Annotated in this window: 20 protein-coding genes; 6 read left to right on the forward strand and 14 right to left on the reverse strand. The window is 46.6% G+C overall.

The genetic code is table 11. The features are described from left to right. Window positions 1–133: 133 nt before the first annotated feature. From PAENI_RS08400 to PAENI_RS08425, 6 genes are all read right to left on the reverse strand, one after another. Window positions 134–2,086 (reverse strand): AraC family transcriptional regulator, encoded by a 1,953-nt coding sequence (locus tag PAENI_RS08400; protein WP_188114506.1) that lies wholly within the window; start codon window positions 2,084–2,086, stop codon window positions 134–136. Between the two features lie 254 nt (window positions 2,087–2,340). Then, on the reverse strand, window positions 2,341–2,757 hold the full coding sequence (locus tag PAENI_RS08405) for a hypothetical protein (protein ID WP_149644954.1): 417 nt from the start codon (window positions 2,755–2,757) through the stop codon (window positions 2,341–2,343). Between the two features lie 34 nt (window positions 2,758–2,791). Continuing rightward, entirely contained in the window at window positions 2,792–4,531 is a 1,740-nt protein-coding gene (locus tag PAENI_RS08410; protein WP_149644955.1) for an ABC transporter ATP-binding protein, read from the reverse strand. Beyond that, window positions 4,528–6,309: an ABC transporter ATP-binding protein gene (locus tag PAENI_RS08415; RefSeq protein WP_149645073.1), complete on the reverse strand. Its 1,782-nt coding sequence runs from the start codon at window positions 6,307–6,309 to the stop codon at window positions 4,528–4,530. The genes PAENI_RS08410 and PAENI_RS08415 overlap by 4 nt, the downstream gene beginning before the upstream one ends. Window positions 6,310–6,480: 171 nt before the next feature. Further along, a complete protein-coding gene (locus PAENI_RS08420) occupies window positions 6,481–7,506 on the reverse strand; it encodes a helix-turn-helix transcriptional regulator (RefSeq protein ID WP_149644956.1) in 1,026 nt (341 codons plus the stop codon). Window positions 7,507–7,764: 258 nt separating this feature from the next. After that, window positions 7,765–8,079, reverse strand: a complete 315-nt coding sequence (locus PAENI_RS08425) for a hypothetical protein (protein WP_042191434.1) — start codon at window positions 8,077–8,079, stop codon at window positions 7,765–7,767. Between the two features lie 234 nt (window positions 8,080–8,313). Here PAENI_RS08425 and PAENI_RS08430 point away from each other — a divergent pair, with 234 nt between their 5' ends. Then, entirely contained in the window at window positions 8,314–8,634 is a 321-nt protein-coding gene (locus PAENI_RS08430; protein ID WP_042191436.1) for a hypothetical protein, read from the forward strand. Between the two features lie 258 nt (window positions 8,635–8,892). On the opposite strand, the gene PAENI_RS08435 is transcribed toward PAENI_RS08430, so the two are convergent. From PAENI_RS08435 to PAENI_RS08470, 8 genes are all read right to left on the reverse strand, one after another. After that, a complete protein-coding gene (locus PAENI_RS08435) occupies window positions 8,893–10,626 on the reverse strand; it encodes a family 10 glycosylhydrolase (RefSeq protein WP_188114507.1) in 1,734 nt (577 codons plus the stop codon). 37 nt (window positions 10,627–10,663) lie between these two features. Next, on the reverse strand, window positions 10,664–12,310 hold the full coding sequence (locus PAENI_RS08440) for an extracellular solute-binding protein (protein WP_149644958.1): 1,647 nt from the start codon (window positions 12,308–12,310) through the stop codon (window positions 10,664–10,666). Window positions 12,311–12,344: 34 nt separating this feature from the next. Next, the gene (locus PAENI_RS08445) at window positions 12,345–13,235 is read right to left on the reverse strand and encodes a carbohydrate ABC transporter permease (protein ID WP_076285991.1); all 891 of its coding nucleotides are present in this window, start codon (window positions 13,233–13,235) and stop codon (window positions 12,345–12,347) included. 95 nt (window positions 13,236–13,330) lie between these two features. Then, complete coding sequence (locus PAENI_RS08450; protein WP_042191444.1) at window positions 13,331–14,257, reverse strand: ABC transporter permease; 927 nt, start codon at window positions 14,255–14,257, stop codon at window positions 13,331–13,333. A gap of 24 nt (window positions 14,258–14,281) precedes the next feature. Then, window positions 14,282–15,580, reverse strand: coding sequence for a 6-phospho-beta-glucosidase (locus PAENI_RS08455; protein WP_149644959.1), 1,299 nt, complete (start codon window positions 15,578–15,580; stop codon window positions 14,282–14,284). Next, window positions 15,577–16,554 (reverse strand): N-acetylglucosamine kinase, encoded by a 978-nt coding sequence (locus PAENI_RS08460; protein WP_149644960.1) that lies wholly within the window; start codon window positions 16,552–16,554, stop codon window positions 15,577–15,579. The genes PAENI_RS08455 and PAENI_RS08460 overlap by 4 nt, the downstream gene beginning before the upstream one ends. Before the next feature lie 21 nt (window positions 16,555–16,575). Further along, on the reverse strand, window positions 16,576–17,565 hold the full coding sequence (locus tag PAENI_RS08465; protein WP_149644961.1) for a LacI family DNA-binding transcriptional regulator: 990 nt from the start codon (window positions 17,563–17,565) through the stop codon (window positions 16,576–16,578). Between the two features lie 317 nt (window positions 17,566–17,882). Continuing rightward, window positions 17,883–18,107 carry a helix-turn-helix domain-containing protein gene (locus PAENI_RS08470; RefSeq protein ID WP_019908812.1) on the reverse strand — a complete coding sequence of 75 codons (225 nt, stop codon included), beginning with the start codon at window positions 18,105–18,107 and terminating at the stop codon, window positions 17,883–17,885. A gap of 246 nt (window positions 18,108–18,353) precedes the next feature. On the opposite strand from PAENI_RS08470, the gene PAENI_RS31780 reads away from it, so the two are divergent. The 5 genes from PAENI_RS31780 (at window position 18,354) to PAENI_RS08490 (ending at window position 24,450) form a co-directional block, all read left to right on the forward strand. Next, complete coding sequence (locus PAENI_RS31780; protein ID WP_179085837.1) at window positions 18,354–18,521, forward strand: hypothetical protein; 168 nt, start codon at window positions 18,354–18,356, stop codon at window positions 18,519–18,521. 566 nt (window positions 18,522–19,087) lie between these two features. After that, window positions 19,088–19,987 carry an iron uptake system protein EfeO gene (gene efeO / locus PAENI_RS08475; RefSeq protein WP_094872648.1) on the forward strand — a complete coding sequence of 300 codons (900 nt, stop codon included), beginning with the start codon at window positions 19,088–19,090 and terminating at the stop codon, window positions 19,985–19,987. Window positions 19,988–19,992: 5 nt separating this feature from the next. Beyond that, on the forward strand, window positions 19,993–21,324 hold the full coding sequence (efeB, locus tag PAENI_RS08480) for an iron uptake transporter deferrochelatase/peroxidase subunit (RefSeq protein WP_149644962.1): 1,332 nt from the start codon (window positions 19,993–19,995) through the stop codon (window positions 21,322–21,324). A 58-nt stretch (window positions 21,325–21,382) separates the two neighbouring features. Next, window positions 21,383–23,182, forward strand: coding sequence for an FTR1 family iron permease (locus tag PAENI_RS08485; RefSeq protein ID WP_149644963.1), 1,800 nt, complete (start codon window positions 21,383–21,385; stop codon window positions 23,180–23,182). A gap of 290 nt (window positions 23,183–23,472) precedes the next feature. After that, window positions 23,473–24,450 carry a LacI family DNA-binding transcriptional regulator gene (locus PAENI_RS08490; RefSeq protein WP_149644964.1) on the forward strand — a complete coding sequence of 326 codons (978 nt, stop codon included), beginning with the start codon at window positions 23,473–23,475 and terminating at the stop codon, window positions 24,448–24,450. The last annotated feature ends 203 nt before the right edge of the window (window positions 24,451–24,653 follow it).

A 24,653-nucleotide genomic window follows, 5' to 3' on the forward strand; every position in this document is an offset into this window, starting at 1 on the left:
CCCTGTTCAATACAGAGATCATCTTCTTCAATCTGCCTAGACTTTTTTTAAATGTCCTTTACATAGGGTACAGTTTAATTCTGGCTTCGTCTTTTTATTTAAATGACTTCAGTTAGATTCAATTTCAATAAGGTTATTTAGATGAAGCCAGCTTCGATAATTTGTCGGCAATATCTTCAGCTTGTAACAAGGAGGAGTACGAATCTGCTGCAAAATATTTTTCCATATCAATCTCAATCACTCGATTGTTTTTGACTGCATCCAACATCTTCCATGTTGCTGGCAACTTAGGCGGTTCTTTGTCCTTTACTGTAAGGACAATAACATAGTCACCTACATAATCATTTACCGTTTCCCAAGAAACTTCAACACGGCTCATTTCCTTATCAATTATTTCACTTTGAACTTTTGGAGCGGGATTCAGACCCAAAATATCGTAAGTAGCTCTACCGCCTCTCTCACCCTGATTACCAATGACCATTAAAAATTTCTCTACCGTGATATAATCTACGATAGAAATAGTTGCATCTTTTGCAATTACATTATTAATTTTTTCGCGGGCAGCTATTTTACGTTTTTCGAAATCTGCCACAAACTGTTTAGCCTCTTCTTCTCGATCAAGGATTTCTCCCATAGCTGTAATCTCTTCTTGAATCGTTGCGTATTTACTTGTATCAAATAATACGGTCGGTGCGATCTTAGAATAGTTACTATAAGCATCTTTATTCCAGGTTATGATGACGTCTGGCGCTAGCTCTAATACTTTCTCAAAAGAAATACTTCCTTCTGCCCCTATATCTTGTACCGTCTCATCTAAGAAAGGTTTGAGAAACTGAGAATACTCCAGTTGGGTATTTGATGCTCCAACCGGTGTTACCCCAACGGCCAAGACTGGCCCCAAATCCCAATCAACTACAACACGTTGGGGATTGGCTGGAACATTAACATCCCCCATGACCGTTGCTATTTTCCGCAAACCCGTTTTTTCAATGGCCTGATTGGAAGGTTTACTTTGTGTTGGTTCTGCTCCCGCATTGCTATTACGGCTAGTGTTCCCATTTCCGCAAGCTGCAAGTAACAGTGTAAGCACAAGCATTAACATTAATCCTTTTTTCGTTTCGATCCCCTTTAACATCTGTTTATCCCCTTCAAGTTTTAATTGATAATGATTATCATCATCAATATAACAAGCAGAAGAATATTTGCCCATGGAGGATAAGAACTCTTGCCATGGACTATCTGAAACGCTCAAACCTGTCTTCACCTTATTTTTGTATTGAACTGGCGTCGTCCCAACCTGCTTCTTAAACAGACGGGTAAAATAAAAGACATCACTATAACCTACGTTTACAGCAATTTCCTGTACGGTGGCATCGGTTTGAATCAGTAATTCCTTCGCTTTAGCCATCCTCGTCTGAATTACATATTCAATGGGACTTCTCCCTGTCCGGCGTTTGAACTGCCTCGATAAATATTGAATGCTATAATTCCAAACTTCTGCCATAGATTCAAGTGAGATAGGTTCATAATAATGTTTGTGAATGTATTGAATGATCTGTTCCACTAAATCTATTTCTTTGGGGGCAACTCCTTGAAGCTGTAACTGCTGTACAAGTGTATATACGAACTGATAGAAATGGATTTTCGCTTGGAACCGTTCCATAGCCGGTCTGCGATTCCATTCCTCATACATCGATTCCGCATGACGATATAAAACAACCGGAGAAATAGGTTTACATGCGTATTGCAGATGAAAAGGGTTATTTATATGATAGGATTTCAATATTGTTTTACTAGCTTTAGTAGAAATAGTACCTCTATATAAAATGTAATAGTAAGTGACATCCTCATGTCCAACCTCGAACTTGATGCTACTTCCTTTTCCCGCATGTAAGACAAAGAATCGTTCTAATGAATGCCGATTACCATCCAACCAGATCGCACCTTGCCCTCGCACGACAAATATAAAACAACTAGCTGGGAGTATATGTTGCTGCTTACTCTGTCTACGTATCACATGTTGGCGAATATCCACCAGTTGAATCCATGAAGTGTCCCATATCTGGATGTATTCTTCCCAATTCACTGTTAATCCTCCCAATTCCAATAGCATGCTAATCCTTTGCAGCTGCAAATCCCTATACAAGCCAAAATCGTAAACGATAACCATTATCATTGTCAAATGATAGGTGACTAGTCAAACCAATTTTAATAGATCAAATCTGACGCTCCCGGTCGCTTAGCATAGAGGAAAATAACGAAACTCGTTGAAAAAGCCCTCTCCACCCTAAAGGGTGAAGAGGGCTTAAACTTGCCGCTTCGAAGATATAGCCGACTATATTAAATTTTCGCACCCGATAATGCTTGAGCCAGTAGCTCCTCCAGCCATTTTATAGCCTCAACCTCTTTCGCGAAGGCGCCTCCGGGACAGCCGTAGGTTCTTTTAGTAGACACTGCCGTAACCGGCTTGTAAAGAGCGAGCAATTTGGCGTTCTGCATTACAACCGCGATGCCTGAGCAATATTGAGCGATTTCATGTTTGTTCCTCTTGCACCAGTTCATATACAGCTGTGTGACTGCACGCTCCGGACGTGCGTTTTTCTCTGAAGAATGCAGCATGATCAGACCAAAGGGGGATTGACGGGAGAGCAATTCTTCCCAATAAGTGGTATATTCCTCTACCGTTTCCTGATCAAAATTTTCTCCCAGACTTAGGCTTATAATCGGCCAGTTAGATTCATCCTTTGTGATAGCCATACGTTTGCCCTCCTAAAAGCGTGAATGACGTTCCCTATGACGTGATGCGGAATCCGACGGATTGCTGCTGCAACTTCCAGAGACGGTCGTACAATCCGCCTCGTAGTAGTAAAGCTTCATGTCGTCCCTGCTCCACCAGTCGGCCATCTTCCAGCACAATAATGTTGTCTGCACCTCGTATGGTTTTCAGCCGATGCGCGATAACAATAACGGTTCTGCCCGTAATCAGCGCATCAATTCCCTTCTGGATTTCGGCTTCATTCTGCGGGTCAAGCGATGCAGTAGCCTCATCCAGCAATACAATAGGAGCGTTCTTAAGAATCGCACGAGCAATGGAGATCCGCTGCTTCTCCCCTCCGGAAAGCGTACTGCCACCCTCGCCTACCGGCGTGTCATAACCTAGCGGTAATTTCAAAATGAAATCATGGCAACGGGCCATTTCTGCTGCTTGTTGAATATCCTGCTGCGACGCGCCCGGCCGCCCAAAGGCAATGTTGTTTCCAATGGTATCTTGGAACAGGTACACATCCTGAAACACAACCGACACAGACCCTAGCAAATGTTCTGGATCAATATCTTTAATATTGCGTCCGCCTAGCAGAACACTTCCCTCGTCAGGATCATAGAAACGCGAGATCAAACGCAGCACTGTACTCTTTCCGCTGCCGGAGGGACCCACGATTGCAGTCAATGAACCTTGCGGCATTTCTATGCTTAATTGTTTGAGAACAGGCTCACCTCCATAGCTGAAGGTAACATTGTCAAAGCGAATGGTACTGCTATCGGGAAGTGGAGCTGTAGTCCCTGTCATTACCGGCTGGCGAAGCAGGTCTACGATGCGTTCACCCGCTTGTTCGTTGTACCGGAATTCAGCATAGTTGGCGAGCGCCGTCGTCAGTGGATCATAGATGCGTGTGCCGACAATAAGGAATACCGCCAGCTGCAAAATACCGAGCTCCCCGCCTAACAATAGATGCACACCTACGTATACCATTAAGGTCAGACCCGCACGAAGAAGAGCCATAGCCGTTAGAATGACCGGTCCGAATATCCCTTCAAGCTTCACACTTTCCTTCATCAAAGTTCGAAAAGAGCTATCCAGACGGACAAAGCGTTCTCCCGTCAGGTTGTAGGCTTTCATCACCCGAATACCATTCAAATACTCCTGTAGCCGATTCGCGGCGTTCAGTTTCGCTTTCATATGATTCGTCCCTAATCTGCGCCGCAGTCTGCCTGACAGGTACATAATTAGGAGGGCAACCGGCAGTGCCACGAACATGGAAAGCGCCATCCGCCAGTCGAGGAATAGTAAACCCGCAAGTGCGAATATCGGCAGTACAAAAGCCCCTGCAAGCTGTGGCAGCAGATGTGAAATTCCTGTCTCAACCAGCGTGAAATCGCCCATCATCATATTGGCCAAATCACCAGGATCCCGGCGCGTCAGGTAGCCTAGCGGAAGCTTACGCAGATGTTCTGCTAATTCCGCCCGTCCCTGTGCCGCAACATTGTAAGCCCCGCGGTATGCAGTGCGGTATGCGGGGATCTCACTCAGGAACATCAGCACCATAACAGCGGCTAGTCCCGCGCAAATCCACCAAAGCCGTTCTATCTGAAGCTCTGCACCCACCGTAATATAAGGAGCAAAAATCAACCGCACCGCCTCAATTACAAGCGCAAACGGAAGCACACTAACTATGTTAGCCAGTAAGGAAAAAAGTACAGGCTTCAGCAGCTGCTGCGGTTTGCCAGCAGTAATATTGTGCAATACCTTCATAGCTGTTCCCCTCCTTTTTCCAAATGCCAATCTCCAGCGTCACTGTAGGCATGCCACATTTGAGTGTAAAGTCCATCGAGATCAATCAAACGATCGTGATCTCCGCGCTCCACGATTTGCCCATCTCGCAGTACCAGAATTTGTGCGGCTTCACGAATAGAGGAGAGTCTGTGAGCAATAACAATTACCGTCTTCCCGCGCATAAGCTCCGTTAGTGCCAGCTGCATGTGATGCTCATTTTCCGGGTCGGCAAAAGCAGTCGCTTCGTCGAGTACAAGTACCGGTGCATTTTTGAGGATAGCCCTGGCTACCGCAATACGCTGCTCTTCACCACCGGAGAGATAGACGCCACCTTCACCAATTAAGGTATCGTATCCCTGCGGAAGCCGAGAGATGAACTCGTCGCATTGCGCAGCTCTTGCTGCAGCCTGGACTTCATCCAGCGTGGCTCCCGGTTTGCCGACGGCAATATTCTCATACAAAGTGTCATAGAACAGGAAGGTCTCCTGAAATACAAAGGCAACTGTATTCATCAGTTCATGAATCGCCATATGACGGATATCCACTCCACCGATACGGATCACACCCTCCTGCGGATCCCAGAACCGCGGCACCAAGCTGGCCACCGTCGATTTACCTGAACCTGACGGTCCAACCAACGCTGTAACCTTCCCTTGTTCTGCCCGGAAAGAGACCTCGCTGAGCGCAGCCGCAGCCCCCTCTTCTTCACTGTAGGAGAAGGTTACGTCCATAAATTCAACGTCGAAAACTTGCGGTGATAGCGGCTTTGCTATTTCTGGTACAGGCTGCTGTGCCAAAAGACGATCCATCCGCTCTACGCCTTCGCCGATATCCCGAGTGCTCGAAGCCAGCATAAGTAGCTTATAGAGCGGAGATGATACGCCTGGTGCCATAATTAGAAAGAACAGCAACACAAGCGCAAAGGACATGGAATTCGGCTGACCGCTTAGCATAAAGACACCCACCGGTAAAATAAAGGTAAACGAGGAGGCCAGCAATGTTTTGAACAGAACATAACCTGACTGATAACGGTCCGTAAACTCCAGACAATAATCACGGTATCTGGTCATATCACTGTAGAACTTTCGGAAGGAATGCACCGTCTGCCCGAACACCTTCACCGCTGGCATCCCCCGTACATACTGCACCGCCGAAGCATTGATCTGCTCCAAAGAATCATGATACTGCTTCACACTGGTTTTTCCCTTACCGCTCATCATAAGTGCTGACTGCACAACCATTCCTATGAGGATCGGCAGAAGACAGGCAACAGCTAACGGCGGACTCAGCCAGAACATCGCCACAATCATCAGCACCGTAGACGCCAGCGCGCTGACCAAATCTGGGAGCTGATGTGCTACGAAATTTTCCACCTTGTCGACATTCTGTTCCAGCGTCTTCTTCACTGCGCCGGTCGAAGTTCCATTCAGGAAGCCGAGCGGCAATCTGCCTAGATGTTCGGTCATTCGCACACGCAGATTATACTGAATACGAAAAGCCGCAATATGCGAACACATAATACCGCAATATGAGGTCACCAACCCTCCAACCAAGCCGCCGAGTGCAATCCATCCCCAGCGGATCATTGCATCACCGTCAACCTGTCCAGGAGATGCTGCATGCCGCAGTAGCTCGGCCAAGATGAAATAAACTGACAAAAATGGTACCAGCATTAGCACGGCGCTGACAGATGACAATACACCAGACAGGATCAGCAGGCCTCGCTTCTCTCCGGCAATCTCCAACAGTCTCGACATGCCATTTTTGGTTTTACTCACAGCTGTTCCCCCACTCTTTATAATTACGCACAAAAAAAGTGCACTGAGAATGATTCTCTGTGAACTAGTGTATAGGAACGCTCTTCCTGGTTGCTACCGTTTCCGGGATTATAATCAACCAAATCAGGAGCATCTGTTTTCGATGCGAGCTTACATCCTTGTTCCTAAAGAACGCTGTCTACCACTGATCAGATACTCTCCAGGACGCACACCGAATTTTTTACGAAAGGCTGCTGAGAAATGGCTGACATTCACGTATCCGACTCTGGATGCTGCTTCACTTACCGTCATATTTCCATGTTCTAGCAGCTGCTGTGCCCTTTGCATCCGTTGTTCGATCACATAGGCATGGACAGTATAACCGAATATTTCCTTAAAGCCCTTCTTCAATTTGAACTCATTGAGGCAAATAATGCGAGAGAGCCCTGCTAGCGTCGGTGGATGTAAATAATCACGTTGCAGAATTTCCTTGGCTAGTCGCAGGCTCTCCATATCATCTCTAGATAGCTTGACTGTGTGGGAAATCCGATCAGCTTCAAATAAAGATTCATTGAGATAGACAGCCATTAGCTCCAGCATTTTCCCCTCCAGATAGAGTTCCCGCATACCCTGACTATAGGAACAATCCGCAATTTGAGACAGAATCAGTCGGATAGATGGTGTGATAGCGTTTTTGCCAAAAAACAACCCAGCTCCTCCTCCGGCTTGGAGCCGTGTATCCTCGGTCAGTCCGCTGGTCATCCGCTCAAATTGTGCCGGACTCATATCTATGCTGAGGAATCTGTAGCCCGCTCCGCTAAGGTATATACAATTTTCACTTCTTACTCCGCCGTGAAGCAACACACTTTCTCCTGTATCTATGGCAAAATAGTCCTGCTTCAGCGAGGTCCCCCATTCAATTCCATGTCCCATACAGAATATCAGCTCCGTACGAGGTGTTCTAAACTCGCCCTTCGCTTCGATATCCCGATTAAATTGGAGATCAAAATCCGTCATCTGAAGATAACGCTGAGTAAGCAGGCTCCGGCAGCTGCCCTCCCCTAACTCGACCGGTGGTTTTATCTCAAAGTGGCTTCCGTCCAACTGGTAAGTAATACTAAACCCTTCGCATCTAAGCGTCTTATGGGCATCAATCGTTTCCGCTTCATTCAGACCATCGCTACGCTTCATGCTCATCCCTACTTCCCCTTACTTTGGATTAATTATATATGTATTGAGAATGATTATCAATTGAATGTTATTTTAGCAAATATGCATAAACAACAAAAAACCTTCCCACCCCTAAAGGTGAAGAAGGTTTAAACGCGTCACTTCTGAAGACATGGCCAGCTATATTTTCGGCTCCATAACCACCTGTGAACGGCCTTTATCGTTTAGTTTTTACATTACATTGGTGGTGGGGGGAAGGTGAGATGCATCCGATTGTTCACCAATTTAAATTGCTAATCCCTCCAATCGTTCAATTAGCAATGGAATCGCTACTTCAATCCAAAACTCCAGACAAACATGCCCACTGGACATACCACCATGACTGTATTTCTCACAATAGATTTGTTTATCTAAATCACCTAAGCTACTTCCTGTTAATTCCTCAAATGCGTATTTGAATATCTCTGCAAACTCCTCACCTGTACATGGATAATTCACTTCCTGAAAGTACCTCTCTAGCTCATCCCAAAGATATGGATCCCCTCTTAATCCCCACCTTTTTGGTCGCTCATTAAAAATAACTGATACTGTCTTTAGCATCCCCAGCCTCCGCCGCTTTCGAATTGGTCAACTATAACTTAACTCTATGAAACAAGTTAGAATTTCCGATATATCGTACTCACTTAATCTGTGTAAACAGTACTACTGTATCATTTTTAACCGCCAATTGTTCCAAATCCAATTATAATGTTTCTGACTATAATTAGATGATTTCAGACTGGCCAATTACTTAAAACTATTTAAAAATTCGATTAATATAGGGAGAAGATATAAATGATATTTTTTTCAGAAAATTCAAAAATACCAGATAAATATGCAGACTTTTTGAATAAGATTGCAACTTTCTTTGGGGAAGAAGAGAATTTCAAAGGTATAGTAAACGACACTATGGAAATCTTAAGACTGTCGTTTAAGGATGATATTTCCGATGCAGAATTGTTAAAGCGCGCAAGTCTTAATGGTATCATTAATGATCCGGATGTCTTTATGGAAATGATAAGTGACAATCCTGATAAAACCAAAATAAAAACAGTTTATATGGAAGAACTTAATGCTTTGTATTACACGATAAATGACATTTTCAGAACACTATGAGCAAAGAAAGAAGACATTCACCCGTATTTCGGAGATGAATGTCTTCTAACCCAATCTGCTTTGCACTGTGTTCTGCCGATTATATTACATCCTCAGATTCCAAAGTCAGCCGGTATCCGTTCTTTCTCTCCCTGACAGCAAATCCCCAGGCTTCGGGTGCTTTCCAGGAGGTCTAAATACAAATCAAGCCTCTGATATCTTTGCTTTGCCCATAGAAAATAAAGCGAATGATGATGTATAGTTGTAATTGTATTAGACTTAATCCGTAATTTTCACATTTCCAAATACGGCCTTATTTCTCGAATCATCCCCCGGATTGCTGAGCGCTATGCCAATATACACCTTGCGATTCATCGGGATCTGAACAGTTCCAACCGTCTGCCAGTTATTCCCGTTCGTCGAAATAGCCCCTTTGAAGGTATTTCCGCTTCTGGTCAGCTTTAGCCATCTTGGAGCCGAGGCAGCCGCAGTATGGTCGACCATATTGCCCGCGGTCTCTGCACGATACTGGAAGGTTGCCCCATTCTCGGGGGTAAGCATCATATCTGCGTGCTTCGAATTATGACCCAGCGACTCCCGAATCATAATGCCGGCCTTGGCCCAGCCGTCCAATCGGCTAGTGGACTGCACTTTAACAATAATCTCCGCATTGCCGCTCACGGATTGGTATATATAATTCAGTTGATCTCCATTTCCCCAAATATCCGTAGAGCTGCTGCTGAGTGTATATTGCTTATTGGATGAATTGTAGGTAACGTTCCCCGGCATGGAACCGATATTTCGTGCCTTCCATCCTGCTGGTAATTGAGCCGGATAGTCTTGTTCTACCGGAGGCGTCCAGCCTGGCGTCGGCCAGGTTTCACGTTCTTTGATATTAGCTAGCTCATCTGCTGGCCAGGCCCCGTAAGCAAAGAACGACAGACGCTTCACACCTGGATAATTCTCGCGGATTCCCTTGTAAATCTCCTGATATTGATCATCTGTCCAGTCATTATCCAGTGTGGCTACAATCTCCACGTCACTACCACTGATCCGGTCGCTCGTATCCTTCAGGATGCCGTAGGAAGTGCTGTATACCCAATCACTATTGAACTCCCAGTCATCAAAGTACGCCATCGGTGCGACAAAGTCGATATCATCTTTGAATTTGGCTACATTCTGTCCAACCTCTGTAAATTCCGGCGGCAAAATATACACACCGAGCTGCACATCCGGATTTGAGGATTCGGAAATATCCTCACGAATATCGCCTACATACTGTCCAATTTGTTCAGTTCTCCATTCATTCCACTGCTCACGCTGAGGCGAATCCGTATCGAAGTCAATGCTGAGCGGGGAATACCCAAACTGAGCCTGGTACTTCGCAACCGTGTAATCACTGACGTCCATGTTGTAATTGTCGAAGCGGATCCAGTCTAGCACAACACCGTCAACAGCATAATTCTCGATCACTTCCTGAATGATGGAACGCTCATACTGCTGCACTTCGTGGTGAATCGGATTGACGAAGTATTCGTTGCCGTTAGAACCTGTGAACGGAGTCTGAACCCCGTTAACCAGCGCTTGCATCTGCCATTCATCGTGAGCAAGGAAGGCTTGCTGATCATGGAACTGGGGAATCCAGGCATGAACCTTAATTCCTGCAGCATGGGCTGCTGTAATGACAGCCTGCAGGGCATCGAAATTCTCGTAGCCTTGCGCGATCGGAGCGATATCACTCTGATAAAATACACTTCCAGACGGAACCTCATCATCTTCATCCTGCTTCACGTTCATGCTGATGACATCGACACCGTAGCTTGTGGACAGCTGGATGAAATTATGGACATCCGCCGTGTTCTTAAACTGGTTTACGGTCCGTACAATAACTTCCGTTTCAAAAGGGGGATTACTCTCCTCATCGGCCTTAGCCGGCATGGAACCACCTACTATCGAAGAAACCAATACGAAGCTTAACATTGCTATGCATCTCGATCTCAGAGCAAATGCCATAATATCGCCTCCACAAGTATAAGATTTTATAAAAGTCTTATTTCGTCGCGTTGATTTTCTTGACATTCTCCTGCCATTTTTCGGTTCTGAACTCAAGCAGCTTATCCAGCCCCGCTTTTTGAGTGTTCTTTTTGGCTGTCTCCAGTGCCGACAATACCTCTTCATCAGACTTCGCCTGAACCATTTGTGCGTAAGCAAGGGTATAAATATCCCCTACATTCTGTGCGATGATGCCAATCTCCGTATCCGGAAGCGGATCGGTATTCACAAATTCCGTAATGTCCAGCGCGGTTTTCCAGGTCACCGTGGACTGCGCCACTGTCTCCCATGATTTCTGGTTCGCGGAAAGCAGCGCCTCTAAGCTCATTTTCGCCGTATCAATAAAGGTCGTATTACCCGCCCAGTTAAAGTCCTCGAATTTTCTCATCGTTTCGGTACGCTCGTTAGCAGGAGTCGTCTTGTATTTCTCGTTCGGAATTGGTGCTCCGTCTGCGTCCTCCTCATCCCAGTACAAGCCTTTAGGACCGAAGAAAAGCACCTTCTGTCCCTCCGGACCCGTAATCCAGTCAAAGTAAGCGAAAATGGCCTCCGGATCCTTGGCCTTTTTTGTAATGACACTGACGTTCCAACCCAGCGTCTCGAAACCGCTTACAAATACTTGTGTTTTGTCTAGTCCGGCTTTATGAATCGGCCAAATAATTTCATAACCGCTGTCCGGATTGTTCGCAGTCAGTGCACGGTGTCCCTCGGCTCCATACGTAGTGATATTGGATTCGACCATGACCGCTACCCGGCTGGTATTGACCTTTTCTTTGACCGCGTCCTGGGTTTGCTGCAGTGCATCCTGCGTAATCAGCCGTTCACGATACAGCTTATTGATATACAGCACCATCTCCTCGTAAGCGGGATCGTCCAAGATAGATGACAGCTTATCGCCTTCCGGGTATCCCATGAGTGAAATGAACTTACTGGTGGAGTTCTCCTTAAAACCGCCATACATAATTTCCAGACCTGCCCCCTTCTCGCCAACCTCCAGAGGTACAACATCCGGATACTTCTCTTGCACCAAGCGTAAATATTGATACAAATCATCAAAGGTCTCCAGCGCCGGTCTGCCGAGCTCATTATAAATATCTTTATTCACCATCCATCCTCCGTTGCCGAATTGCCCGGATGTATACCAGTTGGGGATTTGATAGATTTTTCCGTCATCTGAACGGAGCAAATTCAGGGTGGATTCCTTCACATATTTTTTGAAGTTCGGATACTTGTCATAGTAATCATCCAGCGCAATAAGTTGCCCTGCCTGCACCAGCCGTTCCACTGAGGATCCCCGGTCAGTAAAAATGACATCCGGTAAATCACCACCGACGATCATCGTGTTGAGTTTTTCTCCGGCCGCACCTCCCGATTGAATCGGTTCAACATTAACCTTACGGTTCTCCTGAATCCATTTTGTCGCCTCATTATCCCCCCATGGTGAAGTCGTAAGCCAGTCGTAATTTCCATAAAAGCTGAAGGTGACGGGCTTAATCCCGCTGCCGTCATCAGTGGTGACCTCGGTATTCAGATTTTTCTCGCTTGTGTTTGGTGAAGTGTTAGAATTCCCCCCTCCGCTACAGGCAGCGAGAAGAAGCACCAGCGAAGTCAGCAGAAGCGATACCCATTTCATACGATTGCCCATTCTTTTCCCTTCTTTCTACATAATATGGAGACTGCTATTCTTTCAATGAACCGATCATTACGCCCTTAACAAAGTACTTTTGGAGAAAAGGGTACGTCAGGATAATCGGAATAGTAGCGATCATCATCGTAGCCATGGTCAGTGACTTCGTAGTAATCGTCCGATTTCGGTTCATATGATCCAGCGCGATGGCATTCGATGAACCAATTTGGGTCATAATGTTGGAGTTCATAACCTGCCGCAGCAGGGTCTGTATAGGAAGCAGTTCGTCTTTCGTAATATAGATCGCTCCCGTAAACCAGTCGTTCCAGTAACCGACCGCAGTAAATAAAGCAATCGTGGCCAGCACCGGGCCGGAGACGGGAATAACGATTCGGAAGAAAATGCCGTAGTTACTGCAACCGTCGATTTTGGCCGATTCCTCCAACCCATCCGGCAAAGCGTTGAAAAAGGTGCGGATGACAATCATGTTCCAGACGCTGATGATGCCGGGGATAATCAGAACCCAAAAGGTGTCCAGCATACCCAAAGAGCGAACTAGTAAATAACTAGGGATGAGCCCTCCACTGAAGAACATCGTAATCATGAAGAACACCATATATTGTTTTCGAAAAAGCAATGTTTTCTTGGACATTCCGTAAGCTAACAGGGCCGTGAAGAAGACGGACAATGCCGTGCCGCCGAGCGTTCTAAGAATGGTGATCAGAAAAGAATTCAGCAGGCGATGATCCTGAAACACAATATAATAATTTTCCAGGGTAAATGCTCTCGGCAACAAGGTTACACCGCCGAGCGCCGTATCGCTCCCTAGATTAAAGGAAATGACCAGCGCGTTCCAAAATGGGTACAGCATAAGTAGCGCCAGCAGCGTCAAAAGGATATAAATAGTCCGCTGCATGATTTTGTCGCCTAGGCTTAGTCTCATTGTTCACCTCTCCTAAAAGGTTTATGGAGCATTACTTACAGTAGATACATCCCAATAAAACTTGCATCGGAAGCATTCGCTATGAGTAGTAGTACCTACCAGAGACTAACATCTGCCCGGCGCGCGATTTTGTTGGCCATCACCAGCAGAATGACACTGATCACCGCTTTGAAAAGCCCTACCGCTGTCGCATAAGAGAATCTGGCATTTAATATCCCCACACGGTACACATAGGTGTCGATAACATCGGAGTAGGGTCGCAGGATTGGATTGGTTGCAAGCAGCAAAATGTCCTCGAAGCCCGCACTAAGCAGACTGCCGATGGCAAGAATCATAAAGATGATGATAATGGGGGTAATACTGGGGAGTGTAATCAAGTGAATTTGCTTAAATCGGCTTGCTCCGTCTATGGAAGCGGCTTCATATAAAGTCGGATCAATGCCTGCAATCGCGGCCAGATAGACAATGCTCCCAAATCCGACCTCCTTCCACACATTTACACTTACTAGAATAGACCAGAAGTATTTGGGTAATGCCAGGAAGTTAACTGGCTCCCCTACCAGATTGAATCGCTCCAGCACATAGTTCACCGTTCCGTTGTCAACAGATAACAACGAAAATACAAAACCGGATACAATAACCCAGGACAGGAAATACGGTAAATAGCTGACGGTCTGGATAACGCGTTTAAAGCCCATATTACCGATCTCATTCAGCATCAGTGCAAGAAGAATCGGTGCTGGAAAAGAGATAATCAATTTAAGCAAACTAATCACAATGGTATTTCGCATCACATTCCAGAACTCCGGCGCCTCGAAGAACATTCTGAAATGCATAAATCCAACCCAGGGGCTCTTCATAATGCCGCCAAAAATATCGTATTGCTGGAACGCCATAACCACGCCATACATCGGAATGTAGCTAAAAATGAATACAAAGATAATTCCCGGCCAAACCATGGACTGTAAATCCAATTGACTGGTGAATTTCTTCCATCTACTTGGTTTCTCGGCCGTGTTCATCCGTTTTTCCTCCTCTGGACGATTCTAGTGAAACAACGGCAAAAACGCTTTGTTCTTCTCCAGCATTTCATCCAGCAGCTGTTCAGCTACGGTGACCGAAGGCACGAGCGGATGATGAACCATAGCCTGCAGGGCCATATCCCGGTCTCCATGCACAGCCGCCTCGATGGTGAGGCTCTCGTATTGCTTGACCGCGGCCAGCAGGCCTTTGACGGGCTGCGGAATTTTGCGCAGCGGAATCGGCAGCGGACCTTGTTTGGTTACCAAACAGTTCACCTCAATGGAGGCATCGTCCGGCAAGAAGTCAATCATTCCGTTATTCCTTACATTCAACGTCTGGATATCACGGGAGTCATTATAAATGGAGCGCATCAGCAGCACTGCCGCCTCCGAGTAATAGGCTCCACCACGCTGCTCCAGCTGCTTTGGCTTCTCCTTTAGCTCTACGTTCCGGTACAGCTCAAACAGCTCTTCCTCCACCTTCTTCACTACCTCAGCGCGCGATCCGGTCGTTGCTGCTGCTTCCTTCTGTTCCGCAAGCATCGCGTCCGTCATGTAGTAATAGCTCAGGTAATAAGAAGGGATGGCTTTCAAAGCATTCAGAAACCGGTGGTCCCAGGAATCAAACGGCACATTACTCGCCTTGTAGTTCTGGGGGTAATCAATGAGCTCCTGTAGCTTGCTTTTACCGTCAATTACGATATCGGATACCCAGTGCAGATGGTTGATGCCGACAAACTCCGCGTAGATCTTCTCCATAGGAAGTCCGAAGAACTCAGAGAGCCACTTTTGAAAACCGATCGGTGAGTTGCACAGGCCTACGCTTTTTACCGATGAATATTTGTGAACAGCTTCAGTTACCATACCGGCCGGATTCGTAAAATTCAGCAACCAGGCATCCGGAGCTAGCTCCTCGATGTCCTTGCAAATATCCAGAATAACCGGAATGGTCCGCAGGCCTTTCATCATCCCTCCGGGACCCGTCGTCTCCTGACCGATGACATCGTATTGAAGCGGAATTAATTCGTCCCATTTTCGCGCTTCCAGCATACCAACCCGGATTTGAGTGCAGATAAAGTCTGCTCCGGCGATGGCCTCCCTGCGCTCAAGCGTCTGGGTCACGGTAATCGGCAGTCCGGACTCAGCAATCATACGCTTGCTTAATTCCGCAATCGTATGCAGCTTCTCCCTTCCCGCCTCAATATCCACCAGCCATACTTCGCGGACGGGAAGCTCTTTATGATGCATGATGATGCCTTCAATAAGCTCAGGCGTATATGATGAACCCGCTCCGATGACAACGAGCTTCAAAGTCTCCTTCATAATAATAGCCCCTCCTTACCCAGTGATAGACGATCAAGAACCTCCTGATTCACACGCACACCGCTGCTTTCCATTGCCAAAACGACCGCGCCTACAACCGGTTCCCGGGTTAGAATCCTTAAAGTGCCATTTGGAGCCGAATGCTTCACTCTCTGTTCAATAGCCCGCCGGATGATGCCTGAGCGATCCCCCTTGGTCAATAGGCTGCCTGCAAGTACGATGTCAAAGGAATCCTCCACCATAGCCAAATGGCGGATTGTCGATACCGCTGCCAAACCGAGCTCATCCCCTTGCTTGGTTAGCAGTCCGATGGCAACCTGGTCTCCTTCATCTGCCGCTTGAAACAGCAGCTCAGCAATCTGGGGAGGCAAGTCTCTGGAATGATCCAGGTAATCCTCCCTTAACTCCGAAACACTGGAATAGCCCAGCAAATGAATTAAGCGTTCGCTTATGACAGTCTCTTTCTCTCTTCCATCATCCGCCCGAAGAACGCTACGGAATACCTCAATACTTAGATCATAGCCGCCGCCGTAATCACCGAACCGATATCCAAATCCACCACATTGGTATGTAACGCCTCGCGGATTTTTACCGGCGCAGTTCACTCCCGAGCCGCAGATCAGCACGATCCCATAATTACTCTCTGTACCTGATCGCAAGGCAATCCAGGTATCGCAGGAAATCTCAGTTCGGGGAAGGCCAAGTCTGCTGATGATTGGTCGTAAAATTCGAAAATCGGATTCTCTGTCCGCTCCAGCCAGACCGAACCAGGAATACTCCATCTGATCCTTTGTCAGCCCCGACGCAATAATCGCTCCCGATACAGCCTGTTGCAAACTGTTCTCCGCCTGCTCACGATTGTTTTGATGATTCCCGTTCCCTCCCTTGCCTACACCGATGACCGTTCCCTGTTCATTTGCAATCATTGCATAAGTTTTGCTGCCCCCTGCATCGACTCCCAAAAAGTACTTCACAGTTCGTTTCACTCCTAATATTTAGGTTAACCTTACAGATGCGGTGGATTCACGCACGAGAAGCTGAGGAGCGAGCTTCGTTACAACAGCTGGCATCACCTCCCCATTGATTAATTTCATCAGCAAATCAACACCAATGCTGCCCATTTGCGCCTCAGGCTGTCTGACTGTCGTCAATCGGGGATAAAATTCACCTACGAACTGCTGATCATCAAAGCCAACCACTGAGATATCCTGAGGTACCAGAATCCCCTCCTCACGCAGGGCTTGAACAACACCTAAAGCAATAAAATCGTCTCCTGAAAAAATGGCTGTCGGCAGCTTATCTTCACGGATCCATCTCTTGGCCACCTCATAACCGCTACTTACCGTAAATCCGCAATATTCCGTGCCGAAAGGCGTTAGTCCCGCTTCATCCAGCGCCTGTACATAACCCCGCTTGCGCTCCGCTACACTCAGGAATACCGAAGGGCCACCGATATAGGCGATCTGGGTGTGTCCAAGACCAATCAAGTGCTTGGTAGCTTCATACCCCCCTTGATAGTTATCGACGACGACACTGGGAACATCCTCATGCTGGAGCTGGTTATCCAGCAAGACAAACGGAATATTTTTTCTTTTCAGCTCCTCCACATATTCTTTTTCCTCAAGCGGAGATAACAGGATAATCCCGTCAACGCGGTCCTTCTGAAACAGGAAGTTAACGCCTTCATCCTCATTCTCGGCTATGGACAGGGCCAAGAAGTAACCTTGTTCTGCCAGCTTCCGGTTCACCACGCGAATCACGCGGTCATAGAAAGAGTCGTTAAAGTTGGTAATCGACATACCGATGACTCCCGTCTTGCCGCGCACGAGACTCCGCGCCGCCGAATTGGGCTGATAATTTAATTCCTCCATAGCACTCAGCACTTTCCGCCTATTGCCTTCACGTACAGAAGGTGAATTGTTAAGAACTCTGGATACGGTCACTACAGAGAGCCCCGACCTTTTGGCTACATCATGAATGTTCATCTAAGCTTCTATGCCTCCAAGTTCAATAGTTTAAACGTTATAACTTTTAGGGAAATAAAAAAGGACTAACTCTTCTCGCCACAACTACACCCTGACTGGAAATCGATCATTTAATGTCAGTTTCACCTTTATCGAAAGTATCAAATTGATTTTAAAAGTTTAAAGGTTTTAACTTTAACATGATTTTACAACCATTCCCAATATCCGTCAATCCATAAAATGTAGTCAAATTTAATATTCCGGACACTACAAAAAACCTTCCCTCACCCCTAGAGGTGGAGAAGGCTTAAACGCGTCACTTCCGAAGACATGGCCAGCTATATTTTCAGCTCCCCAAGCTTGATCAGCTCGACAACCGCTTGTGAACGGCCTTTAACGTTTAGTTTTTGCATTACATTGGAGATGTGGTTCCGAACTGTTTTTTCGCTGATAAATAATAAACCAGCGATATCACGAGTCGTTTTGTCCTGCACGAGAAGCTCGAAAACTTCGCGCTCACGATGAGTCAACAGAAATTTGCTGTGGTGTTCGTTCCCCTTCAATGGTGTCACCCCTCCTTGCCCTGGGTTTGTTTGGTATAACAAGGTAAAGGGATACAGTCAAAACATATTATGTATTGATGAAGTTAATGGTGCTGTCATAACTACAAAATGGGCTTAACCATCCGAAGCTTATTACACCGCTTTAGTAAGGACATTCACCCGCAAAACTTGAAATCTCTTGGATAGAATCATCTCCTTACAGGGCAAACTACAACTTGTTGTTTCTTATTAAAAGGAGGTGTAAGTATGAGCAACTCGAAAAATAATCAACCTACTAAGGCAGAGGTACAAACTACGAAATTAAACAAATTGCCACTAGTCGGTAAATTCGAACCGGAATTTTCTGCTGAGGAAGCCGCAGAAGTATTCAAAAATCATCCCACTACGGAACATGAATCCCATAATGAACAATAAAATAAAGACGACACAGAATGGGGATGTCGAATAAGTAGTTTTTTCCTATAAATGAGACGGCCCGGTTAATTATAAAAACTGTAAGCAACACATAGCAGCGATTCATCCATTATTGGAGAATCGCTGTTTTGTGTTGTTGGTCGTTGACTACCCGCTTCAACAGTGTATTCATCATCTCCTTCAGAGGGTTACGGACCCAGATGACGTTATTAGTATATTTTTCGCCTTTTGAGCTAGGTTTCGGACTCCAGTGCAGCTATTCCTCAGAAAGAGATCAATATTTGGTATTTTTTAGGACAATAGAGACTATGAGGTCCGATAGCTGCTGCGTTCGCGCAAATAAATGATCAAATCAAACGAAGTGTTAACTTGCTAATTCCCGGATGTAATTAGATATATTTCTACAAACTCAACTCCCAGTCCCGGGAGTTTTTTTATCTTGCAAAATATAACTATGAAATACATCACAATTTTATATTGACAGTAAATGTATACGGACTTATGATAAGTCCAGCATAAATGATAACGATTATCATTTACATATAAAAAAAGGGGTGCTTCATTCAATGAAATTCACATATGCCGTGCCTGCAGGTCTACTTGCAGCCTCCATACTATTTACCGGGTGTGCCAGTAACAACAATAACAGTAATAGCAACACTAGCAATAATAACTCTGCAAATGCTGCTGCTAACAGTACCAAGGCAACAAATACATCTGATACTACTACAGCAACTACTGCCGACTTTACATCAGCGGTTGAACAATATCGTACATATGTCATCGAGCAATGTGATGAATTTGTAAAGCAAACAGAAAATTTCACGAACGCAGTTAAAGAAGCAAAGATTGAGGATGCAAAGGCACTTTATGCACCAGCCCGCATGTATTACGAGCGAATTGAGCCGATTGCAGAAGCACTTGGTGATTTGGATCCGAATATTGATGCCCGTGAGAATGACGTAGATGCTGCTGAATGGCGCGGCTTCCACAAGCTTGAGAAGGCACTATGGCAGGATAACACAACCAAAGATATGACCGAAGTTGCTGACCAATTATTGAAAGATGCCCAGCTTCTACGTGCAAAAGTAGAGACCGTAGAGATCGATGCCAATCTGCTCGTTACTGGTGCTGTAGAACTGCTTAATGAGGTTTCTTCTTCTAAAGTAACAGGTGAGGAAGAACGTTACTCCCACACGGATCTGTACGATTTCGTCGCTAATGTTGAAGGCGCCCAAAAGATATACGAGCTGTTAAAGCCAGAACTGGCGAAAAAAGATGCTGAGCTGGAAAAAACGATTGGTGAACGGTTTGCAGCCTTGCAAGCTGAGCTTGCTCCTTTCAAATCTGGAGATGGATATGTTTCCTATGAAGAGCTGAAGGAAGAAGATGTGCGTAAGTTGAGTCAGAATTTGGATGCCTTGGCTGAGCCATTGTCCAACATGGGAACTATTCTAGGAGTGTGATCATCATGAATAAGCAAAATAGATCTACCGGTTTACCAGCGAATGCAGAGGGTTCCCCTCTCAATGAAGAATCCAAGAGCAATCTTATATTAGATAAAAAACTAAGCCGCCGCGATATGCTGCGGCTTACTGGCGCCACTAGCCTTGGTCTATTATTAGGTGGTGGAGGTGTTGGTGGAATTATGGCTGCGCGCAATGCCGTAGCTGAGCCAACAGTAGCCTCCGATGCTGATTCCATTCCTTTTTACGGGAGTCATCAGGCCGGCATTCTAACCCCTGCGCAAAATTTTATTTACTTCGCAGCTTTTGATCTGACCACAACGAAGCTATCCGATGTAAAAAAGCTAATGCAAGCATGGACAACTGCCGCAGCTTCTCTTACTACTGGCAGCCTCATTGGCGACGTCAATGACAACCCTAATCTCCCACCCTCCGATACAGGTGAAGTGGATGGTTTAAACCCTTCACGCTGTACGCTTACCTTTGGCGTCGGCCCTTCTTTTTTTGACAACAGATTCGGTTTATCTTCCAAGCGTCCAACCCTGTTAGCCGATCTTCCAGCATTTACGGGAGACAACCTGGATCCTAAGTGGTGTGGTGGAGATATTTGTGTCCAAGCATGTGCTGATGATCTGCAGGTAGCCTTCCATGCCATCCGAAATCTGGCACGTATCGCCCGTGGCACAGCCGTACTCCGCTGGACACAGGAAGGCTTCCAGCGCACAGGAACAGCAGATCCTAAGGGAGCGACGCCGCGTAATCTTCTAGGTTTTAAAGACGGCACAGGAAATCCAGATACTACGAACGATGCAGAAATGAACGAAGTGGTCTGGAACAGCAGCAGTGACGGTCCTTCATGGATGAGCGGCGGCACTTATATGGCAGTTCGCCGTGTACGTTTCCGAATTGAGGTCTGGGACCGTTCCTCTCTGAGCGATCAAGAAGCCACCTTTGGCCGTTATCGTCATAGCGGAGCACCTATCGGTGCAAAGGATGAATTCGATGATCTGAATCTGAAAGCGGCTGATGCTTCCGGGAAGCCCGTCATTCCGCCGGATTCACATTCAGCCTTAGCGCATGGTGACGGCACAGTCAAAATGCTGCGCCGCTCTTACTCCATTTCCAGCGGATTAGATATCGCAACAGGTCAACTCGATGCAGGATTATTATTCATCAGCTTTCAACGGGATTTAATGAAGCAATTTGTTGCGATCCAGCAGCGCCTCTCGAAAAGTGATCGGCTAAACGAATATATGACGCATACAGGCAGTGCGGTATTTGCCTGCTTCCCAGGTATTCGCCAAGGCGGCTACATCGGGGAAACACTTTTAGGCTAAGCCTGCCCTAATTTTCCAATCGAATATTCCTGTCCATTATTGAAAGGGGATTATCCCGATGTACTCTCTTAATAAACGGCTGCTATCGAAGGCAGCCGTACTGATTCTGTTTAGCATCATATGTATACTGATGCTATCTAACCCGGCGGGGGCGGAGGGTGATGGCTCGGTCGACGAGCTGCTGCCGCCAGTCGGCAGCGCGCTCGTCGAAGCCGGCCAGAGCCGCTGGGACGCGGCCGCCGCCGATGTAGAAGCGTTCGCTGCGCTGTGGCGCACCGCGAACGCGAACACGCCGGACCCGGCACTTGCCGGTCCGGCTGCCGCTGTTGACGCCGCGCTTGCAGACGCGGCGGCGGCCCTTGCGGCGGGCGATGGTGCGCCCGCCAAAACGGCACTGTCCACGCTCGCAAGAAGCGTGGATGCGTATGTCACCGCCGCCTCCGGCACGGACGGCGGTGATACTGGAGCCGCCGGCCAGGAGACGGCGGCGAAGCTGTTGCCCGCGGCGGAGCGCACGCGGGATGCGGTGCGCAGCGCCGACTGGAGCGCGGCAGCGGCAGCGTACCGCGACATCGTCAGCGGATGGAAGCCGGCAGAGCGCAACATCCGGGCCGACAACTCCGCCGTCTACAGCTTGCTGGAGACGAAGATCAGCCTGCTGCGCATTGCGCTGCAGGCAGAACCGCTCCGCGAGGAGTCGGCGAAATCAGAAGCAGAAGCCTTATATCAGCTGCTTGCTGATTACAGTGAAGGCAAAGCAATAGATGCTGGGGATACTTCCGGTAAACCAGCATCTATTGAAGGACTGATCAGCCATCTCAACAAAGCTTCTTCCACCGCCAAAGCAGGCAACAGCGCAGAAGCAGCTAATATCATGGAGCAATTCATCGTAGATTGGCCCTCTGCTGAAGGACAAGTACAGATCGCATCTCCAGCGGTCTATACCAATATTGAGAACGAAAGTGCAGCAGTCACTGGCTATCTGCTCTCTAATCCACCTAAGCTAGATCAAGCCTTAAAGATCATGGATAATATGGTCACTGAGCTGACTCCTTTGGCTGGTGAGACAACCTATAACGCTTGGGATGCTGCGCTAATTCTTCTGCGTGAAGGACTGGAGGCGATCCTCGTATTGTCTGCCCTTCTGGCCTACCTGAAACGTGATGGCAACACAAAAGCACAGAAGTGGATTTGGTCTGGCGCAGCTGTAGGACTTGTAGCGAGTATCGGATTAGCCGTTCTACTCACCTATACCATTTCCCGCGCCGCATCTGGTGGAGCACGCGAGATGATTGAAGGCATCACAGGTCTTGTAGCCGTCATTATGATGCTTACCATTGGACGCTGGCTGCATAGCAAATCAAATACCGCAAATTGGAACAACTATGTTGGACGGCAAGTGGATGGAGCATTAGCCAAGGGCAATCTCTGGTCTTTGTCCTCCGTAGCAGCGCTTGCGATTTTACGTGAAGGAGCAGAAACCACCATTTTTTATGTAGGGATGGCCCCTTCCATTAAAGTGTCTCAATTGCTGCTAGGGATCGGTAGTGCTCTAGTCATTCTAGCAATTGTAGGTTACGCAATTATTGCCTTAAGTGCGAAATTGCCGATTGCTGCCTTCTTCCGTACAGCTACACTTCTTATTTACTATTTAGTATTCCGCTTTCTTGGAGAGAGCATTCACTCCCTTCAAGTCGCAGGGAAACTACCCGCACATGTACAGGATGGATTACCTTCTATTAGCTGGCTCGGGATGTATCCAACTTGGGAAACTTTAGTGCCTCAGCTGCTTGTCCTTGCGTTCATTGTGTGGGAGATGCTGCGCAATAGAGCACCAAAAGCGTCACAAACTGTATAGCTACAAAGAAAAAAACGGTTGTCATCTTTTAACGATGACAACCGTTTTTTGTAGATTTTAAATGAAGCCGATCCTCGGACCTTTACATTAGAAATGAAACTAGATGTACCGGTCCGTCACGCCCGTTAGGTTACGCCGGTTTAGTCCGGTAATCCCTTGCAACTACAGTCTAATTTATGAAATGGATTCCATAGCAAGCTTTTTATTTGCAAAGTAATTTACGGACGATATGATAGAATAAAAAGACTAGACACTACACACAAGCACCAAAGGGAGGCTGTTGTTCTCGAATGGCTAATATAAAAGAAATCGCCCGTATGGCTGGTGTTTCCGTGACAACGGTCTCGCGAGTACTCAATAATCATCCTTATGTAAGTGAAACCAAACGAACCGCTGTTTTAAATACGATTGAAAAGTTAAACTACACGCGTAATATGAATGCCGTGCATCTAATTACCGGCCGTACCCACGCCATTGCCGTTATTATCCCTAATATCAACCTTTTTTATTTCTCTGTAATTATTGAAGGCTTAGCCCAAGAAGCGTTGCTAGCGCAATACCGCTTGATTCTGTGCCAGACCGATTATCGTCATGAAGAAGAACTCAAGGTACTGGAGATGCTGCGCAACAAAGAAATTGACGGCGTGGTAATTGTATCTACGAGAATGAGCTCAGAAGTCATTGATGAATATACAGCATATGGCCCGATAGTCATCTGCCAAGATAGAGGTGAACGCCGCTTCTCTTCTGTGTATATCGAACATTATTCCGCTTTTCGCTCCGGCCTACAGTACTTGCATGATAAGGGGTATGAACAGATAGGTTACTGTGAAGGCAGACAACATGGCAGCAGTAGTTCTATCCGGCAAATTGCCTTTAGTGACTTTCTAGCCGCTACAGGCCAGCCTTTCCAGGAAGAATGGATGATGTATAACTGTATGAATGAAGAGGACGGTGGACGTGTACTGCACCAACTGCTGAAAATGAAGAACCGGCCTAATGCCCTAATTATTTCAGGCGATCATGTGGCAGCCGGTCTAATCATCGAAGCGTGGAAGAACGGTATCCGTATTCCTGAGGATCTGGCCGTCATCGGATTTGACGACCAGCCGATCGGACGACTTTTAGGTCTAACCACCATAGATAACCAGTTACCCGAAATGGGCGTTACAGCTTTTCGGATCATCTATGATCAGATCCAAAATAATGATAGTCATCCTGTACACCGTAAGCTTGAGTATCGCATTATTGAACGTTCTACGGTATAGCACGTTTCAGGTATTGTTCAAAAACGGTCCACCTCGCAGTCTTCTGTGAGTGGGCCGTTTTTATTTAAATAGAAGAGAGACTAATAATTCTCGCATATTATCCTTATTGTATTCATTTTTACCCCTTGCATCCGGATAGATTTTGTTTTATTCTGAGTATGAAAATAATTTTCTTATTTCAAGAAGTAATTTTAAAAATAATT

The sequence above is a fragment of the Paenibacillus sp. B2(2019) genome, assembly GCF_008370385.1.
Lineage (GTDB): Bacteria > Bacillota > Bacilli > Paenibacillales > Paenibacillaceae > Paenibacillus_AQ.

Bases quoted from the DNA above. Each gene is read 5' to 3' on its own strand.
- PAENI_RS08405 (WP_149644954.1), bottom strand. From the start codon at position 2,757: ATGGCTATCACAAAGGATGAATCTAACTGGCCGATTATAAGCCTAAGT.
- PAENI_RS08410 (WP_149644955.1), bottom strand. From the start codon at position 4,531: ATGAAGGTATTGCACAATATTACTGCTGGCAAACCGCAGCAGCTGCTG.
- PAENI_RS08415 (WP_149645073.1), bottom strand. From the start codon at position 6,309: ATGTCGAGACTGTTGGAGATTGCCGGAGAGAAGCGAGGCCTGCTGATC.
- PAENI_RS08420 (WP_149644956.1), bottom strand. From the start codon at position 7,506: ATGAGCATGAAGCGTAGCGATGGTCTGAATGAAGCGGAAACGATTGAT.
- PAENI_RS08425 (WP_042191434.1), bottom strand. From the start codon at position 8,079: ATGCTAAAGACAGTATCAGTTATTTTTAATGAGCGACCAAAAAGGTGG.
- PAENI_RS08430 (WP_042191436.1), top strand. From the start codon at position 8,314: ATGATATTTTTTTCAGAAAATTCAAAAATACCAGATAAATATGCAGAC.
- PAENI_RS08435 (WP_188114507.1), bottom strand. From the start codon at position 10,626: ATGGCATTTGCTCTGAGATCGAGATGCATAGCAATGTTAAGCTTCGTA.
- PAENI_RS08440 (WP_149644958.1), bottom strand. From the start codon at position 12,310: ATGGGCAATCGTATGAAATGGGTATCGCTTCTGCTGACTTCGCTGGTG.
- PAENI_RS08445 (WP_076285991.1), bottom strand. From the start codon at position 13,235: ATGAGACTAAGCCTAGGCGACAAAATCATGCAGCGGACTATTTATATC.
- PAENI_RS08450 (WP_042191444.1), bottom strand. From the start codon at position 14,257: ATGAACACGGCCGAGAAACCAAGTAGATGGAAGAAATTCACCAGTCAA.
- PAENI_RS08455 (WP_149644959.1), bottom strand. From the start codon at position 15,580: ATGAAGGAGACTTTGAAGCTCGTTGTCATCGGAGCGGGTTCATCATAT.
- PAENI_RS08465 (WP_149644961.1), bottom strand. From the start codon at position 17,565: ATGAACATTCATGATGTAGCCAAAAGGTCGGGGCTCTCTGTAGTGACC.
- PAENI_RS31780 (WP_179085837.1), top strand. From the start codon at position 18,354: ATGAGCAACTCGAAAAATAATCAACCTACTAAGGCAGAGGTACAAACT.
- efeO (WP_094872648.1), top strand. From the start codon at position 19,088: ATGAAATTCACATATGCCGTGCCTGCAGGTCTACTTGCAGCCTCCATA.
- efeB (WP_149644962.1), top strand. From the start codon at position 19,993: ATGAATAAGCAAAATAGATCTACCGGTTTACCAGCGAATGCAGAGGGT.
- PAENI_RS08485 (WP_149644963.1), top strand. From the start codon at position 21,383: ATGTACTCTCTTAATAAACGGCTGCTATCGAAGGCAGCCGTACTGATT.
- PAENI_RS08490 (WP_149644964.1), top strand. From the start codon at position 23,473: ATGGCTAATATAAAAGAAATCGCCCGTATGGCTGGTGTTTCCGTGACA.